The organism is Methylophaga sp. OBS4 (genome assembly GCF_026319305.1).
Taxonomy (GTDB): Bacteria; Pseudomonadota; Gammaproteobacteria; order Nitrosococcales; family Methylophagaceae; genus Methylophaga.
On sequence record NZ_JAPDMV010000025.1, the window covers coordinates 28,797 to 46,399 of the forward strand.

16 protein-coding genes and 1 pseudogene are annotated in these 17,603 nt (G+C 50.3%); 7 read left to right on the plus strand and 10 right to left on the minus strand.

What is annotated here, in order from left to right; genetic code table 11:
- Nucleotides 1-14: 14 nt before the first annotated feature.
- Complete coding sequence (gene dnaA / locus OMP95_RS09035) at nt 15-1,379, minus strand: chromosomal replication initiator protein DnaA (RefSeq protein ID WP_266328009.1); 1,365 nt, start codon at nt 1,377-1,379, stop codon at nt 15-17.
- Nucleotides 1,380-1,818: 439 nt separating this feature from the next.
- Here dnaA and rpmH point away from each other — a divergent pair, with 439 nt between their 5' ends.
- The 7 genes from rpmH to gloA all read left to right on the plus strand — a co-directional run bounded on the left by rpmH (nt 1,819) and on the right by gloA (nt 9,049).
- Entirely contained in the window at nt 1,819-1,953 is a 135-nt protein-coding gene (rpmH, locus tag OMP95_RS09040) for a 50S ribosomal protein L34 (RefSeq protein ID WP_036311011.1), read from the plus strand.
- A 29-nt stretch (nt 1,954-1,982) separates the two neighbouring features.
- The gene (gene rnpA / locus OMP95_RS09045; RefSeq protein WP_266328011.1) at nt 1,983-2,336 is read left to right on the plus strand and encodes a ribonuclease P protein component; all 354 of its coding nucleotides are present in this window, start codon (nt 1,983-1,985) and stop codon (nt 2,334-2,336) included.
- Between the two features lie 47 nt (nt 2,337-2,383).
- Entirely contained in the window at nt 2,384-2,557 is a 174-nt protein-coding gene (gene yidD / locus OMP95_RS09050; RefSeq protein WP_416234643.1) for a membrane protein insertion efficiency factor YidD, read from the plus strand.
- On the plus strand, nt 2,550-4,193 hold the full coding sequence (gene yidC / locus OMP95_RS09055) for a membrane protein insertase YidC (RefSeq protein WP_266328015.1): 1,644 nt from the start codon (nt 2,550-2,552) through the stop codon (nt 4,191-4,193). The genes yidD and yidC overlap by 8 nt, the downstream gene beginning before the upstream one ends.
- 8 nt (nt 4,194-4,201) lie before the next feature.
- Entirely contained in the window at nt 4,202-5,545 is a 1,344-nt protein-coding gene (gene mnmE / locus OMP95_RS09060) for a tRNA uridine-5-carboxymethylaminomethyl(34) synthesis GTPase MnmE (RefSeq protein ID WP_266328017.1), read from the plus strand.
- Nucleotides 5,546-6,251: 706 nt separating this feature from the next.
- Nucleotides 6,252-7,898: a S8 family serine peptidase gene (locus tag OMP95_RS09065; protein ID WP_266328019.1), complete on the plus strand. Its 1,647-nt coding sequence runs from the start codon at nt 6,252-6,254 to the stop codon at nt 7,896-7,898.
- A 596-nt stretch (nt 7,899-8,494) separates the two neighbouring features.
- Nucleotides 8,495-9,049 carry a lactoylglutathione lyase gene (gene gloA, locus OMP95_RS09070; RefSeq protein WP_266328021.1) on the plus strand — a complete coding sequence of 185 codons (555 nt, stop codon included), beginning with the start codon at nt 8,495-8,497 and terminating at the stop codon, nt 9,047-9,049.
- 46 nt (nt 9,050-9,095) lie between these two features.
- On the opposite strand, the gene OMP95_RS09075 is transcribed toward gloA, so the two are convergent.
- The 9 genes and pseudogenes from OMP95_RS09075 to OMP95_RS09115 all read right to left on the minus strand — a co-directional run.
- On the minus strand, nt 9,096-9,272 hold the full coding sequence (locus tag OMP95_RS09075; protein WP_266328023.1) for a PLDc N-terminal domain-containing protein: 177 nt from the start codon (nt 9,270-9,272) through the stop codon (nt 9,096-9,098).
- A gap of 51 nt (nt 9,273-9,323) precedes the next feature.
- Entirely contained in the window at nt 9,324-10,742 is a 1,419-nt protein-coding gene (locus tag OMP95_RS09080) for an efflux transporter outer membrane subunit (protein WP_266328025.1), read from the minus strand.
- A complete protein-coding gene (locus OMP95_RS09085) occupies nt 10,739-13,882 on the minus strand; it encodes an efflux RND transporter permease subunit (protein WP_266328027.1) in 3,144 nt (1,047 codons plus the stop codon). The genes OMP95_RS09080 and OMP95_RS09085 overlap by 4 nt, the downstream gene beginning before the upstream one ends.
- 3 nt (nt 13,883-13,885) lie before the next feature.
- A complete protein-coding gene (locus tag OMP95_RS09090) occupies nt 13,886-15,052 on the minus strand; it encodes an efflux RND transporter periplasmic adaptor subunit (RefSeq protein WP_266328029.1) in 1,167 nt (388 codons plus the stop codon).
- Nucleotides 15,053-15,088: 36 nt separating this feature from the next.
- Entirely contained in the window at nt 15,089-15,670 is a 582-nt protein-coding gene (locus tag OMP95_RS09095) for a TetR/AcrR family transcriptional regulator (protein ID WP_266328031.1), read from the minus strand.
- Nucleotides 15,671-15,846: 176 nt separating this feature from the next.
- Nucleotides 15,847-16,191: an iron-sulfur cluster insertion protein ErpA gene (gene erpA / locus OMP95_RS09100; RefSeq protein WP_266328033.1), complete on the minus strand. Its 345-nt coding sequence runs from the start codon at nt 16,189-16,191 to the stop codon at nt 15,847-15,849.
- A 68-nt stretch (nt 16,192-16,259) separates the two neighbouring features.
- Nucleotides 16,260-16,706, minus strand: a complete 447-nt coding sequence (locus OMP95_RS09105) for a bactofilin family protein (protein ID WP_266328035.1) — start codon at nt 16,704-16,706, stop codon at nt 16,260-16,262.
- Nucleotides 16,707-16,714: 8 nt separating this feature from the next.
- Nucleotides 16,715-17,419, minus strand: coding sequence for a DUF6776 family protein (locus tag OMP95_RS09110; RefSeq protein WP_266328037.1), 705 nt, complete (start codon nt 17,417-17,419; stop codon nt 16,715-16,717).
- Nucleotides 17,419-17,603: pseudogene (locus tag OMP95_RS09115) on the minus strand (N-acetyl-gamma-glutamyl-phosphate reductase); the annotation flags it as partial. The pseudogene OMP95_RS09115 and the gene OMP95_RS09110, both read right to left, overlap by 1 nt.

Here is a 17,603-nt window from a genome sequence, read left to right on the forward strand (position 1 = left end):
ATGATTCTCTCGGATTAACTCGACAGGGTTCGAAGTAGGTTACGGTAATCTTCTGCCACACGGATGTCCGACTCTTTGAGTTCGGCCACTTTTCGACAGGCATGAAGCACTGTAGTGTGATCGCGGCCGCCAAATGCGTCGCCAATTTCGGGCAAACTGTGGCTGGTCAGTTCTTTGGCCAAAGCCATGGCAATCTGTCGCGGGCGGGCAATGGAGCGGGTACGTTTTTTTGCCAGCAGGTCGGACACGCGAATTTTGAAGTATTCGGCAACGGTTTTCTGAATGCTTTCCAGCGTGACCAGTTTCTGGTGCAAAGCCAGCAAATCTTTCAGTGCTTCCTGTGCCATATCAATAGAGAGCGGCTGATTGGTAAAGCGGGAAAAAGCCAATACGCGTTGCAAAGCGCCTTCCAGATCGCGCACATTGGATTTAATGCGTTTGGCGATAAAGAAAGCAACATCTTCCGGCAGGGTGATCAGGTTCTGATGGGCTTTTTTAATCAAAATAGCGACACGGGTTTCCAGTTCCGGCGGCTCAATCGCAACCGCCAGCCCCCAGCCCAGACGTGACTGTAGTCTTTCATCCAGGTTTTCCACTTCCTTGGGAAAGCGATCGCAGGTCAGGATGATTTGCCGCTGGCCTTCCAGCAAACTGTTGAAGGTGTAGAAGAATTCTTCCTGCGAACGTTCTTTTTTGGCAAAGAACTGGATATCGTCGATCAGCAAAGCATCGGCACTGCGATAATGGGCCTTGAACTGATCAATCGCATTGTTTCGCAGGGCGGTAATCATGTCCTGCACAAAGCGTTCAGAGGAGAGGTAAATCACCCGCGCTTTGGGGTTGTTGTGTTTGATCTTATTACCCACGGCCAGCATCAGATGGGTTTTACCCAGGCCGGTACCGCCATAGAGAAACAGCGGATTGTAACCACTGGTTCCCGGGGCTTCAGCGACATGCAATGAGGCGGCGCGGGCAATTTGATTTGATTTGCCTTCGACGTAGCTATCAAAGGTAAACAGCGGGTTCATCGGGCTGCCGAGAGCGGGGGCGGCTTTGGGCGGCGCCGTCTCTACCATAGCTTGTTTAGCCGGTTCTGGCTGATCACTTTGGCGGGGGCGATTGTTAACGGCGTGTGTTTTGGTGCCAACTTCAATATTAACCTTGCCGATAGCACCTTGACTGAGGGCCTGAATCAGTCCGTTGATCTGCTGTTCCAGTTGTTCCTGTACCCAGGCTTTAACGTACGGGTTAGGCGCAAGCAGCTGTAAACTGTCTTCGGTTTCGATTGCCTGCAGAGGGCGAAGCCATGTGTTCAGCTGTTGTGCCGAAAGATCACCTTCGAGATGGGATAGACATTTTTCCCAAAGGGGTGAAGACACATTAACTCCTTGATTATAAAGTGATTATAAGTGTTTAGAGGACGCATTACACATCTTCTGATGGTATAGTATAACCATCAGCACAAGACCACTAAAGTTATCTGCAAAGGCTTATTTTGGCAAGTAAAATAACTGACAGTGCTTTGTATACCGAAACAATCTGGCAATGCACAATATCAGCGAGACAAGAAGAGGGTAGCTTATCGCCTCGCCCTGCGGGAGCTCCTGTAAACAGCCGGTACTGTATTACAACGCTTGCAAAGGGAAATAATCATTCACTGCGGGCCGCGCCTTGTCCTGACTGTTTACATGGGCCCTAAGATGCGGTTTGACTTAGTATGGCTACAAACTTTATAATCTCATGCCTTTTGCCCCGGCGGTTTTTGCTATTTTTAGCGCTGCGGGCCGCAAAACAATCATTTTTTCTGGAGTTGGTGAAATGAAAAGAACTTTTCAGCCTAGTAATCTGAAGCGCAAACGTACCCACGGTTTTCGCGCTCGCATGAAAACTGTAGGTGGTCGTCGCGTAATTAACGCTCGTCGTGCCAAAGGTCGCGCAAAACTGTCAGTATAAGCTCTCTGATCTCTCAGGGAGGCCATGACTTGGCAACATTCCGCCGAGCCATGAAAATGAATCGCCCGGGAGACTTTTCTCGGGTATTTCGTCAGGGGAAACGCACCGGAGGCGGTGGCCTGACGGTATTAACGGTTGAGAATTCGGTCGGTTATCCCCGACTGGGGCTGGCAATAGCCAAAAAGCATGTGAAGCAGGCCAGTCATCGCAATCGTTTGAAGCGGATTATTCGAGAATCTTTTCGTCAGAACCAATCCGCATTCTCCAATATAGATATTGTCGTGTTGTCACGTCCCGGCATTGATCAGCGTGACAGTTCGCAGATATGGGCAGCATTGGAGCGACATTGGTTAACAGTGGTGGCGCAATGGCAAAAATCCTGATCGGCCTTGTTCGTATGTACCGGCTTTTATTAAGTCCGTTTGTCGGCATGCACTGTCGCTTCCAGCCTACTTGTTCACAATATATGATCGATGCAATTAGCCGTCATGGTGCCTTGCGCGGTATCTGGCTTGGTCTGCGCCGGCTTTCACGTTGCCACCCCTGGCATGCGGGGGGTCTGGATCCTGTTCCCGAATTAAAGACAAAGAATCACAATGGATAATCTCAGAACGCTATTTATCTTCGGCCTGCTCATCGTCTCGCTGTTATTGTGGGAAGCTTGGCAAAATGACTATGTCCGTCCGCAACAACAAGCTGCCGAACAAGCCGAGCAAACGGTAGCTACGAATGATGTGACTGCGCAGGCGGAGTTACCGGATCTGCCCGCTGCCCAGTCTGCGGATGCCTTGCCGGATGTTCCGCAGGCGCAATTGGCTGATAGCGGCGCTGACAAGATTCACGTAAAAACCGATGTGATGGATTTGCATATTGCCACGCAAGGCGGCGATATTCGTAACCTGGCGTTGCTGAAATATGCGGTCAGCTCCGAACAACCGGACACACCGGTCCAGTTTCTTAATGATACGGCCAGTCATTTCTTTGTGACCCAATCCGGCTTGCGTGCCGAGGGTGCTGCGCCAACACATTACGAAAAATACCGCGCCGAACATAATGACTATACGCTGCAGGAAGGCCAGGACGAGCTGAAAGTCCCGCTCTACTGGCAAGCTGATAATGGCCTGCAGGTGGTAAAAACCTATACCTTCAAGCGTGACAGTTATGTGGTGGACGTCGATTATCAGGTATTGAACTACAGTGGTGACAGCTTCAGTGCTTATCCCTATGCGCAATTAAACCGGAACCGCGGTGATGACGGTTCGATGTTTATCTACACCTATACCGGTGCAGTATTCTCCAGTGAAAGCAATAAATACGAAAAGGTCAAATTTGAGGATCTGGATGATACTGCCTTTAACCGCAATGTGACCGAGGGCTGGGCGGCAATGCTTCAGCATTACTTTGTGGCCGCCATCGTGCCGCCGCAGGATCAGCAGCAAAAAGGTTTCTACGGCAAATCAATCAACGGCAGTAACTACACGGCTGGTGTCAGAATGCCTGCTATCAGTGCTGAAGCCGGTGAGCAGGCTTCTGCCAGTTATCGAATGTACCTGGGGCCGAAAAAACACGACCGTCTGGAAAACGTAGCCGACAATCTGCAATTGACGGTTGATTACGGCATTTTGACCATTATCTCCGAGCCGTTATTCTGGGTCATGCAGTGGATTCACAAACTCACTAACAATTGGGGCTGGTCAATTGTATTTTTGACTGTGCTGATCAAACTGGCATTTTATCGTTTGTCAGCAGCCAGCTACCGCTCAATGGCCTCCATGCGTAAGTTGACACCGAAACTGGCTAGCCTGAAAGAGCGTTACGGTGATGATAAACAGCAGTTCAATAAAGCCATGATGGACTTGTACCGTACCGAGAAGATCAATCCGCTGGGAGGCTGTTTGCCGATTCTGGTGCAGATGCCGGTATTTCTGGCCTTTTACTGGGTACTGGTCGAAAGTATCGAGCTGCGTCAGGCCGACTTTATTTTATGGATTCACGATCTGACCGCCATGGATCCATACTTTATCTTGCCGGTGCTGTTTGGTCTTTCCATGTGGTTCCAGCAAAGACTGAACCCGGCGCCTCAAGATCCGGCGCAGGCAATGATGATGAAAATCTTCCCGCTGGTCTTCACCGTGTTCTTTGCCTTCTTCCCGGCCGGGCTGGTGTTGTACTGGGTGGTGAACAATGTATTGTCCATCGCGCAGCAGTGGTATATCACCCGTAAGATGGGTGCTTTGTAACGACGGATATGGAAACGATTGTCGCAATTGCCACCGCGCCGGGCCGCGGTGGTGTGGGCGTGGTGAGGATCTCAGGCAAGCTCAGTGCCGCTATTGCCAGCCAAATCTGCGGTAAATTGCCACAGCCCCGTTATGCGCAGTTCTGTCATTTCCGCGATGACGGCGGTGAAATCATCGATAGCGGCATTGCCCTGTATTTTCCGGGACCGGCCTCATTTACCGGCGAAGATGTGGTGGAACTGCAAGGGCACGGCAGTCCGCTGGTCATGGACCGGCTTTGTCAGCGGGCGATTGGGCTGGGTGCCAGAATGGCGCGTCCGGGTGAATTCTCCGAGCGGGCATTTCTCAACAATAAAATGGATCTGGCGCAGGCCGAAGCCGTTGCTGATCTGATCGAAAGCTCGACGGAGCAGGCCGCGCGTAGCGCAATGCGCTCATTGCAGGGTGATTTCTCCAACCGCATTAATGCTTTTCTTGCAGAGCTGACCCATTTACGCATGTTTGTCGAAGCCTCTATCGATTTCAGTGATGAAGAAATCGATTTTCTGGCCGAAGCCCAGGTCGATAAGCAATTGCAGGATTTACTGAAAACGCTGGACGGTATTTCCGGCAGTGCCCGCCAGGGCCGCCTGCTGCGAGAAGGTATTAGCGTGGTGCTGGCCGGTCAGCCCAATGCCGGCAAGTCCAGTTTGCATAACCAGCTTGCCGGCCATGATGCCGCCATAGTGACTGAAGTGGCCGGTACCACGCGGGATGTGCTGCGCGAACAGATTCATCTGGGCGGCCTGCCGTTGCGTATTTCCGATACTGCCGGTTTGCACGAAGCCACCGATGATATCGTCGAGCTGGAAGGCATACGCCGCACTCAAAATGAGCTGGCCCAGGCCGATCATATTCTGCTGATTATTGATGACAGTTTGGGCATGACACCGCAGGATCTGAAAATTCTCAACGATATGCCCGCCGATAAACCGCTGACCGTGATCCGCAATAAAATCGATCGCAGCGGCCATATCGTTGAAGAAAGCGTCGAAGAAGGGCGTCCGACCCTGTATCTGTCAGCCAAAACCGGCGACGGCATCGATCTGCTGCAACAGCATTTGTTCAAGGCCGTGGATTTCCACCCGGAAGAGGAAGGCGTGTTTATCGCCCGCCGCCGCCATCTGGATGCCTTGTCACGGGCACGGAAAGCCATTGTTTCCGGCTATGAATGCCTGGCCGGTATGGGCGCGGGGGAATTGCTCGCCGAGGAGTTGAGGCAGGCGCAGAATGCATTGGGCGAGATCACCGGTACTTTCACCACCGAAGATCTATTGGATCATATCTTCTCCAGTTTTTGTATCGGGAAGTAGAAACCCAAAAACGGCGCTAGAAAGATCTTTGTAGTAAGCATGAAAAAGCCACCTGTTATGCGGTGGCTTTTTATTTATTGCATTTACAGAATTTCGACTATCAATTATTCGAGGTTATCCGTGAAGTACTCGGTTAACTTATTGAAAGGAATGAGATTGACACGGTCATAAAGATCTACATGGCCAGCGCCGGGCACAATGCATAGCTCTTTCGGTTCTGGGGCAAACTTGTATGCCTCTTCACTGAATTCTATGGCGTGTGCATTTTCACAGGTGATGAACAGCATCGGCCGTGGCGAAATGGTCTCGATATCATTGAATGGAGAGAAGTTCATGGAATTGACGTTGCTGGTGAGCGTCGGATGTGTAGTCAGTTCCGGCGATGAGTTTTCAGGAGTGTATTCACCTCTTGGTGTCCGGTAGAAGTCATAGAATTCTCGCTGAGTGGGATGGGGGGGTTGTGGTGTGCAGTGAACCAAGGTAGGTAAGCATAGGAGATAAAGTCACCGAGCTTTGGCATACTGGCTTCACATCACGGGCCGCCTGTTTTTGCAGTCAGAGGTCACGCCAGGGTTTGATTTGTGCGTATAGCTTTTCAGTTATGTTACGAGCGGCAGAGACAGACAAAGCCGGGTAGTTTATATTGGAAGTCAGTAACTTGAGAGTATAGTAACCAGAAAGTTCATATTAATCAGAGGATTGATCCATGAAAAAGTACTCGAGAATCCTGATACTATTAGCCACTCTCCTTTTCACGACTACAGCTTTTGCTTTGCCGCCATTTATGCCAGGTCAGGTTGTCGTGAAATCTGATGCTCGTAGTATCGAAGGCTATGAGATTATAAAACGTCTTCCCAAATCTGGCCTGATGGTTTTGCGAGTGGAAAAAGGCAAAGAGTTTGGGCAAGCCATGAAACTGAGAAGAAAGGGGATCCTGGCTAGTCCTAACTATATTGCTCACGCTAGTTTGAAGCCACTTGATCCATTTTACCCGTACCAATGGCATCTGCCTGCTATTCAAAGTGAATTAGCATGGGATATTTCAAAAGGTGCCGGTGTTAATGGTGCTGTAAGCGTAGCCGTTTTGGATACTGGGATCGTTTATGGTGGTGGCGATGGTGTCAACCTATGTAGTAGTGGACACTATGATGTTGTCAATCTTGATAATGACCCCTCAGATAACAGTCAGTTAAGTCATGGTACCCATGTGGCAGGTACTATCTCTCAAATAACCTCTTTCTCTGAGGGAGATGGTGTCTCCTCTGTTGGCGCTGCAGGTGTAGCGCCGAGTGCCTGCGTGATTCCAGTGAAAGTGCTTGATGACAGAGGTCGCGGTACATTTGCCGATATAGCAGAAGGTATTTATCATGCTGTAGACACCGGAGCTAAAGTCATCAACATGAGCTTGGGCGTTAATGCCGAGGATGGATTGTATAACGACCCGATTGTAGATCCCGCTCTGGATTATGCTGATGCAAAAAACGTCCTTGTGGTTGCAGCAGCGGGCAATGACGGTTATTCAAAGAATGTAAGTTACCCAGCTATCTATCCAACAGTTGTTGCTGTGGGGGCCACTGATTTCAATGACAATGTGGTGGCTTATTCTAATCGCGGTGATGGTCTTGATATTGTTTCTCCGGGAGGAGATACGTCTGCTGACGTAAATGGCGATAGTTATCCTGATGGGGTCTTGCAGGAGACGGAGTACCGAAATAAGTTTGGTCACTATTTTCTGCAAGGCACATCAATGGCTAGTCCGCATGTTGCAGGGGTAGCTGCTTTAATGTTTGCCTACAACTTTAGCGCTGTTGATGAAGTTAAAAATGCACTCTACTCATCAACAAAGGATCTTTACGAGATTGGTTATGACCATACATCGGGGTATGGGCTGGTGCAGGCTTACAATGCACTGTTATCAGGAGGTGAGGCCACATCGGAACCATCTTTGGGCTTACCCTTGGGGCTTGATCCAGCTGATGGCGAGGAAAATGTGAGTGTTAAACCCACTTTCAGTTGGAATGCTGTCAGTGGCGCGAATGGATATAGAGTTAAGGTAGGCCTGAGCCTAGAAGAGCCAATCGCTTCGTCAGGTGATATAACTGAGACCAGTTATATCATTCCAACCACACTGGAATATTCAACTAACTACTCATGGTCTGTACAAGCCTTCAAAATCGATAGTGATGGTCAGGAACAAACTAGTACTGCAAGTGCTAGCTTCCTTACCGAGAGCGCTCCCGACACTAGTGAAAATGAGTGTGTACCAACGGCCAACAACGAGAAAGGGTCAAGATCTAAGGATGGTCTAGATAATGACTGCGATGGTCTTATAGACAGTGAAGACCCATTCTGATCCCACCTTCTCTGGTAATGTAATTCATGGTTTTTCATCAACTAAACTCACTAATGTCAATGAGCAGCGGCACCATTACTGGTGCCGCTCTCAAACCGTACAGGTTTGCCTGGTTAGGACCTTCATTCTGATGACAACCGCTCATATCGTCGTGCTGGCAGCGTAGGGTTCCCAATGGGGAATATAAGCCTGACGGCGCTAGGACAATCACTGTTGGAACCGTTATCATCGTGCTATGCAGCCATCCGAACGGTGTGGGCAGCTTTTGAGCACGTTGATGTTTGCTTTATTCGTTCTCTCGGGGGCTTACGATGCCCGCTACAAGCCGTATCCGCTGTAGGAACATGCGCTGACAGGCTAATTGAATTCGACAATATCACATTGAAAGCGCACTAATTGTTTACATGGACTCCCGCAGGGTGAGACGATAAGTCACCTTCTTTTTTGTCATAACTCTTGCCAGACAATAGTGATTGTCTACGATGTTATGCCGCGCATAAGGCCGCTCGTTGCTTCGCTGGTATCGTGCATTTTCAGGTTATTTCAGTATATTAATCAGGCCTATACAGAATTAAATCCAAAGGAGGAAAGAGAAGATGAGCAGACATTTTGATAAGGCGGAAGGATTAAGCGAGTTACACGATCCTGCTACTCATGATTATGTATTTAATCAGACCATGTTCCGTATTAAGGATCCCAAACGCACTTTGGCTTTTTATACCGATGTGATGGGCATGACGCTGGTGAAGCGTTTTGATTTTCCGGCAATGGAGTTCACCTTGTATTTTATGGCGGCGTTGTCACCTGATGAAGTCAATGACTGGTCGGAAGATAATGACGAGCGTATCAAGCAGACCTTTGCCCGTCCGGCCCTACTGGAGCTGACACATAACTGGGGCGATGAGGACAAGGATGATGTTAGTTATCACAATGGCAACAGCGATCCGCGAGGTTTCGGCCATATCGGCTTTGCGGTGCCGGATATTGATGCCGCCTGCGAACGCTTTGAGAAAATGGGTGTACCGTTTGTGAAAAAGCCCAATGACGGCAAAATGAAAGGTATTGCCTTTATCCAGGATCCCGACGGTTACTGGATTGAAATCTTCACCCCGGAGCGTCAGCCCGGCTTGTTAAAAGAACATCTGGCCTGATCGCAGGCATAAAAAAGAGGCTTAGCGCCTCCCTTTTTCATTTGCCTCAGCCCTTGGGCCCGAGGAAGAACCATATAATCAGGCCGATGACCGGGAACACTAACAGGATGACAATCCATAACGCTTTTACGCCAGCGCCTGCCGGGCTGTTCGCCACTTTGATAATGGCCCATATAACAATAATCAGCCAGATCAGGCCCAGTAAACCACTTACTTCTAACATCCCTAACTCCTTGTTGTTGTGAGGCTCCGGCTAAGCTTAAAAGAAAGCGGATTAATTTTCTACACCGGGCTGGTTTGTGGTCTCCAACAGACCACCCCCCAACGCTTTATACAAAGTCAGCTGATTACGCAGCCGCTGCAGGCGGATATCAATCTGGTTCAGCTTGCTGCTGATCGCGCTGCGCTGGGCATCCAAGACATCGAGATAACTGTCTATGCCGGCGTCAAAGCGGGAGCGGGCCAGTGCCAGGCTGCGCTCGGTCGCAGCAATCAGGTCGTTTTGTGCCTTGATTTGCTCATCCAGCGTGTAACGAGCTTCCATCTGATCCCGGACTTCCTTAAAGGCCTGCTGAATCACCTGCTGATAGTTGGCGATATTGATGTCTTTCTGCAATTCGGACACATCCAGGTTGGTCTGATTTACGCCGAAATTCAGCAAAGGCACGGTAAACTGTGGCGCTATCTGCCACTGGCGGCTGCCGGTTTCGGTCAACTGTGCCGGCTCGCTGCCGGCGAGACCGAGACTGGCGGTCAAACTGATACGCGGGAAAAATGCGGCGCGCGCTGCACCGATATCGGCATTAGCTGATTTAATTTGATGTTCAGCCTGCAATACATCGGGTCGCTGCAATAATACTTCGGAGGAAAGGTTAGCCGGGATGTCCTGAAGTTGACCGATTTGTTGCCAGTCCGCCTGCCACTGGCTTTTATCCAGCGTCTGGCCGGTCAGTAATTGTAAAGTCGTGAAGTTTTGATTGGCTTGCTGTTGATGTTGCGCCTCCAGAATGCTGGCTTCATGTACCGCGGTTTCTGCCTGGCGCAGATCCAGTTCAGAAACGAGGCCGTTATCAAAACGTTTTTGGATAAGTCGATAACTTTCCTCGCGTACTTCGCGGGTGCCCGTTGCCAACTGGTATTGCGCTCGTGATGCCTGCCAGCTTAACCAGCCATCGGCGACCTCGGCAATCAAGCTGAGTTGGGCACTGTCACGGGCAGCCTGACTGGCAAAATACTGCTGCAAAGCCGATTGCGACAGACTTTCAATACGGCCGAAAAAGTCGATTTCCCAGGCGGTGATGCCAAGGCCGACGCTGTACTGTTCACTGATGCCGCTCCTGGCAGAGAATCCCAGTGCCTGTGGGCTGCGTTCGCGGCTAGCGGCACCTTCGACATCGACGGCAGGTAATCTTGCTGCACGTTGGATGTGATACTGCTTTTGCAGTTGTTCGACACTGAGCGAAGCCGCGCGCAGTTCCTGATTGTTGTCGAGCGCCAGTTGAATCAGCTGCTGTAAGGCCGGATCCCGGTAGAACTCACGCCAGCCCAATTCTGCCACCGAGATGCTGCCCGCTTCAGTATTTTCAACAATGTCGATAGTTGGTTCGGGACGTTGATAATCAGGTATCAGCGAGCAGGCCGTTAGCAGTGACAGAGTGCTTACTATCACCGTTAGTCTAAGTTGTGGCTTCATGCCGATGCTCCCGTGTTTGCTTCCGTATCGGCTTTATTACCACTGAGTTTCTTAGCCAAGCGGAACACCACCACAAAAAACACCGGAATAAAGAATATAGCCAGCATTGTGGCAGTCAAAACGCCACCGAATACACTGGTGCCAATGGCATTCTGGCTGCCGGAGCCGGCACCGGTGGCAAGCATCAGAGGGGTGACACCGAGCATAAATGCCATTGAGGTCATGATAATGGGGCGCAGCCGCATGCGAACCGCTTCCAGCGTTGCGTCAATCAGTGGCAGGCCGTCTTCATACAAAGATTTGGCGAACTCGACTATCAAAATAGCATTTTTAGAAGCCAGCCCCATGGTGGTTAACAGACCGACCTGGAAATAAACATCGTTGGATAAGCCCCGGCCCATGGCAAACAATACCGCACCCAATATACCCAGCGGTACGACCAGCATCACTGCAAACGGTACTGACCAGCTTTCATACAAGGCGGCCAGACACAGAAACACGACCAGAATCGACAAGGCATAAAGCTGTGGTGCCTGGGCGCCGGCCTGCCGTTCCTGCAATGACAACCCTGTCCATTGGTAGCCAAATCCTGCAGGCAGTTTGGCGATTAATTCTTCCATTGCCAGCATTGCATCACCGGAGCTGATACCCGGCGCGCTCTGACCCTGGATATTGACCGAAGACACACCATTGTATCTTTCCAGTCGCGGTGAACCATAAATCCAGCGACCCTGAGTCAGGGAGGATAAGGACACCATTTCATTCTCATTATTGCGCACATACCAGTTACTGACGTCTTCCGGCATCATCCGGTAGGGAGCATCACCCTGCACATAGACTTTTTTGATACGTCCGTTATCAATAAAATCGTTCACATAAGTCGAGGCCCAGGCAGTGCTGAATGTATTGTTGATCTGATCCAGCGAGACGCCGAACGCCGATGCTTTGGTATGATCCACATCCAGTTTGAATTGCGGTGTATCGTCCTGGCCGTTGGGACGAACACCCACCAGTCGCGGCTCCTGAGCCGCCATGGCCAGTAGTTGGTTGCGTGCGGCCATCAAGGCCTGATGACCTTGTCCGCTCAGATCCTGCAGTTGCAGATCAAAACCGCTGGCGTTACCCAGTTCGCGGATAGGCGGTGGTGCAATGGCAAATGCTGTCGCATTCTTCAACTGGGCAAAATAGGTATTGGCTCGTGCGGCAACTTGCTGCACATTCTGTTCCGGTGCTGGCCGTTCATCCCAGTCTTTCATGTTGATAAAGGCCAGACCATTATTCTGACCCCGACCGCCAAAGCTGAAACCAATGACCGAGAACACCGAGTCAACATTGTCTTTCTCTTCTTCCAGAAAGAAATCCTCGATCTTGTTCATCACTTCCATTGACCGGTCTTTAGAGGCGTTGACCGGCAGGGTCATCTGATTGAACATCAGGCCCTGATCTTCATCTGGCAGAAATGAGCCGGGCAGGCGGTTAAACAACAGGCCCAACAGCACGACAATCAGCAGGTAAATCACCATATAACGCCCGGTTCGGCCAATCATGTGCTGCACACTGTTTCGATAACCATGGCTGGCGCTGTTGAAGCTGCGGTTGAACCAGCCGAAAAAGCCCTTGCGCTCGAAATGGTCGGGGTCGGATGGTTTCAGTAACGCGGCACACAGCGCCGGACTCAATGTTAACGCCACCAGCACCGACAAACCCATGGCAGAGACGACGGCGATGGAGAACTGGCGGTAGATAACACCTGTAGAACCACCGAAAAATGCCATCGGCACAAATACTGCTGACAATACCAGGGCGATGCCTACCAGTGCACCGGTGATCTGGTCCATCGATTTACGGGTGGCTTCACGTGGCGATAGCCCGTCCTCATGCATGACCCTTTCCACGTTTTCCACCACTACGATGGCATCGTCCACCAGCAAACCGATGGCCAGTACCATCGCAAACATAGTCAAAGTGTTAATGGTAAAACCAAATGCGTAAAGAATGGCAAACGTGCCGAGCAAGACGACCGGCACGGCAATGGTAGGTATCAAGGTGGCGCGGAAATTCTGTAAAAACAGATACATCACCAGAAACACCAGCACAATCGCTTCCAGCAAGGTGTGTACCACCCCTTCAATGGAGAGTTTTACAAAAGGTGTTGTGTCATAGGGGTAAACGACTTCCAGCCCCGGAGGGAAAAACGTCTCCAGCTCGGCCACACGTTCGCGTACCGCTGCCGCGGTCTGCAAAGCATTGGCGCCAGAGGCGAGCGTGATGCCGAGGCCGGCGGCGGGCTGGCGATTGTATTCGGTTTCGTACTGGTAATTTTCGCCGCCCAGTTCGATCCGGGCGACATCGCGCAGTTGAATCCTGGAACCTTCTTCAGTCACGCGCAGCAGGATGTTGCCGAATTGTTCCGGTGTTTCCAGCCGTGTCTGCACCACAATGTTGGCATTGAACTGCTGCCCCGGCACAGCCGGCGCGCCGCCTAGCTCACCGGCGGCAATCTGCACATTTTGTGAGCGGATGGCAGTCACGACATCGGCGGTTGTCAGTTGATAATGACTCAGCCGTTCGGGATTGAGCCAGATGCGCATAGCGTATTGGGAGCCGAAGATCTGGATGCGGCCCACGCCATTAACCCGGCTGAGCGGATCCTGAAGATTGGCACCGACAAAGTCGGCGATATCGTATTTATCCATTTTGCCGTCGGCGGAGACAAAGCCCAATACCATTAAAAAACCGGTACTGGATTTGGTCACTCTGATTCCCTGTTCCTGCACTTCTTGCGGTAACAGCGGCATGGCGGCCTGCAGTTTGTTTTGTACTTGTACCTGAGCAATATCCGGATCGGTGCCGGCCTCGAAAGTGACCGTTACTTCACCGATTCCGGTGGAATCACTAGTGGCAGACATGTAAATCACATTATCAATACCGGTCAGGTTCTGTTCCAGAATCTGAATGACCGAGTCTTCAATCGTTTTGGCGGAGGCGCCGGGATAGTTGACCCTGATTGAGACCGAGGGTGGGGCGACTTCCGGATATTGCGAGACCGGCAACTGGAAAATAGACAATATACCGGCCAGCATGATGATGATGGCTATAACCCAGGCAAATACCGGACGATCAATAAAAAATCTGGCCATGACTTACTCCTGAACCTGAGGTGTCTGGCGATGGTTCTGATCAATATTGACGCTGATGCCGGGGCTGATTTTCTGCAGACCGGCTACGACTAATCGATCGTCAGCCTCAAGACCGGATTCAATCAACCAGCTATCTGTGATGGCCCGTTTGACTTTAAGTTGACGGGCTTCCACCTTATTTTCCTGATTGACCACCATGGCGGTGGCATGGCCTTCCCGATCAAAGCTGACACCACGTTGCGGAGCCAGAATCGCATTTTCCAGCTCACCTTCAACGATTTTTGCTCTGACAAACATGCCCGGCAATAGCAAATGATCGGGGTTTGGCATGATGGCACGCAGCACCACATTACCGGTGGACTGCTGCACATTCACCTCGGCAAACTGCAGCTCGCCAGTCAAGGGATAAGTACTGCCGTCTTCCAGCATCAATGTGACCTTCGGTGCCGTTTTCCGTTGCAATTTATTTTCAATGAGCTGTTTGCGCAGTTGCAGCAGGTCTCTGGATGGCTGAGCGATATCGATATAAATCGGGTCCAGTTGATGGATGGTGGTCATGATTTCGGCCTGTTGCGCAGTGACCAGAGCGCCTTCTGTGACATTGGATTTACCGATGCGACCGGAAATAGGCGCATTGACCCGAGTGTAGTTTAGATTGGTTTTTGCTGATTTGACCGCAGCTTGCTGAACCTGAATTTCAGCCTGGGCCTGCCGGTAGGTGGCCAGTGCATCATCATATTCCTGACGACTGATGGCTTTGTCGTCCATCAGGTTTTTGTATCTGGCTTCGCGGGCTTTGGCTGTCTGCAGACCTGCGCGGGCTCGGGCCAGCTCCGCCTGGGCATCTGCTAATGCCGCTTCATACAATGCCGGTTCAATCTGATACAACTGTTGTCCAGCTTCAACCTGAGCACCTTCTTCAAACAAACGCTTATCGATAATACCGTTGACCTGTGGGCGTACTTCGGCTTTGCGGTAAGCTACCGTTCTCGCTGGCAGGGAATTGGTCAGCGTGACGGGCTGTGTGATCAGGGTGATGACATCCACCGTTGGGGGCTGGGGAGACTGTTTGGCAGCAGACGTGTCGTTATCAGCATCAGACTGACAGGCGCTTAATAGTGTTGTGATAACTACAATACCGAGCCATTTTTTGGTTAATTGAGAGATCATGGTTGACTCCTGACAATTCCTTTTTAGTTATCTTAATTAGCGGGAGATCGCATCCCACGATGCTTCCATAATATTGCTCAGCTCCTTGGTATCGACTTCGATAACACCTAGCAGATGTTGCCTTGCCAGAAACATGTAAGGCTCAAAGCTGAGGCTGGCTAGCACATCATTGGGCAGGTTTTTAATTTGCTGTGTGCTGCGGCCCAGTTCAAACAGATCCATCAATGGTTGAAATAATGACCAGGCATCGGAGCGCTGGCTGCGCAGTATTTCCGGGGGCAGGTGGTCGAATTGCGCTTTGCTGAGCGTGACATCGGGGTGATTGATACAAAAATGCCATATGTTGCTGCAGATCCGCTGATACTGTTGTTTCAGCGACTGCTCCAAATCGTGGCCTTCAAATGCCGCTTCGGCAAATGCCAGAATAATGGCTGCATGCAACTCAGAAATGAGCGCTTCCCGATCTTTGAAATAAAGATAGACGGTGCCGGTGGCAACGCCTGCTCTGGCCGCCAGTTGTTTGATCGAAAAACCATGAAATCCGCAACTGGCGAGCAACTCCAGCGTGGCCGAGAGTATTGCCTGTTTTTTATCAATTTTTGCTGCCGCTGGTGCCATTTTGAATGCTCTAGATGAATGAACGTTCATTCATAATAGGCAAGCTATTAATGAAAGTAAATGGAATTTTATAGGGTCTGTTAACCAGAAAAGGTATGGAAACCTCTGGATTTCAGGCATAAAAAAGCCGGTGGGCTAATTGCGCACCGGCTTTTAATTAATATGTGGACTCTGATTCAGGGTGAGAAGGATGAACCGCAACCACAAGTCGTTGTGGCATTAGGGTTACGAATTACAAACTGCGAACCTTCAACACCATCAGTGTAATCAATTTCTGCGCCGACCAGGTATTGGTAACTGGCAGGATCGATCAAGAGGGTAACTCCCCCTTTTTCAACCTGGGTGTCGCCTGCGCTGACTTCTTCCTCAAAAGTGAAACCGTATTGGAAACCGGAACAGCCGCCACCGGTGATAAACACGCGCAGTTTTAGTTGATCGTTACCTTCATCAGCAATGAGTTCGCTGACTTTAGTTGCCGCTGCCTCGGTAAAGATGATTGGGCTGGGCATTTCGCTGGTCATATGACTACTCCAAAAAATATTTAAGTGTTGTCTGTTTATTATCCAATTCTGAGTAAAATAGTCAAGATTTAAGCTTTCTGTTCCAGATGAAACTGCTCTTCATTATCAAAAACTTCGTGCTCCACGCTGAGAATATCCTCGCTCTGCTCTTGGGCGCGGATTAAGTGACCGTTCACTTCGCTACCCATTGCCATTTCCAGCATACGATAGTAGAGGTTGCCGTTAATGCGTGCTTTGGGCGCTAACTCAACATGTTGTGAAGCGTAAACATTGCCGGTCACCTGGCCATTGATGATGACGTTGGGGACGCGGACTTCACCTTCGATATTGCCATGATCGCTGAGAGTGAGCAGGGAGGTGTCATCCTCTGTGGCATTGATATTGCCGGCAATACTGCCGTCAATGCGTAAACCGCCGCTGAAATTGATATCGCCTTTAATATGCGTATGACGACCGATCAGTGTGTCGATACGATTGGTCGATTTGCTTTTTTTAGGTTTATCTTTCTTAAACATGGTTTACCTCATGACTCCGGGGGAGAGGCTTCGACTTCCCATTCGAATGTCCGCTCTGCAAGGGTTTTATTGCCCTGTTTCAGTTTAACCAGCAAGTTTGCCGGATGTTCATTCTCTTTTAATCTCAGTGTGCCTTCAAGCACTTGTACATGGCGCAATTTCAGGGAATGTTCATTGATCAGACGCGGTGAGTTTGTCTGATCGTCTTTCAGGTTCAGCATCAGTTGGATATCGCCCTTGATAGCCTTGGTGATTTTTTTTCCCTGCGTAATGACGATACGATAATGAAATAATGCAGGATTATCAGCCGCTGATCTCAGATGTAGTTCACGAACTTGTAATTCACTGGTGGCATTACCCTGCGTAATGTCTTGGTAAAACAGCAGCTCTTTGTTGAGATTGATGACCTGATCCTGCAGAGCCTGTAGTTCCGTTTGCAGATGCGAGTCAGTGGCCTGTTGCATCGCTTGCATTTGATGGAGGTTATTGAGCTTGCTGCTTAATTTCCGATTTCGCTCGGTGAGCCGCTGGTTTTCGGCCAGTAACTGCTGGTGCTGAACTTGCAAAGCGCTGAGTTTCTCGGTTTGTTGCAAGCGCCATTGCTGACTAAAATACCACAAACCGGCGACCGTCAGCATGATGGCAACGACAAGCAGAAAAAGGCAGCGGTAAGGCCGGCGGTAATGAATAACGTAAGGTCTGTCTAATGCCATCAGGGCATGGTCGCAATATTGTTGATAGCGGTTGTCTCGGCCAGGCCAAACATGATGTTCATATTCTGTATCGCCTGGCCGGAGGCGCCTTTGACCAGATTATCGATAACAGATAGCACCACCACGGTATCGCTTTGTTGTGGTTGATGAACGGCTATGCGGCAGACATTGGCACCGCGTACGC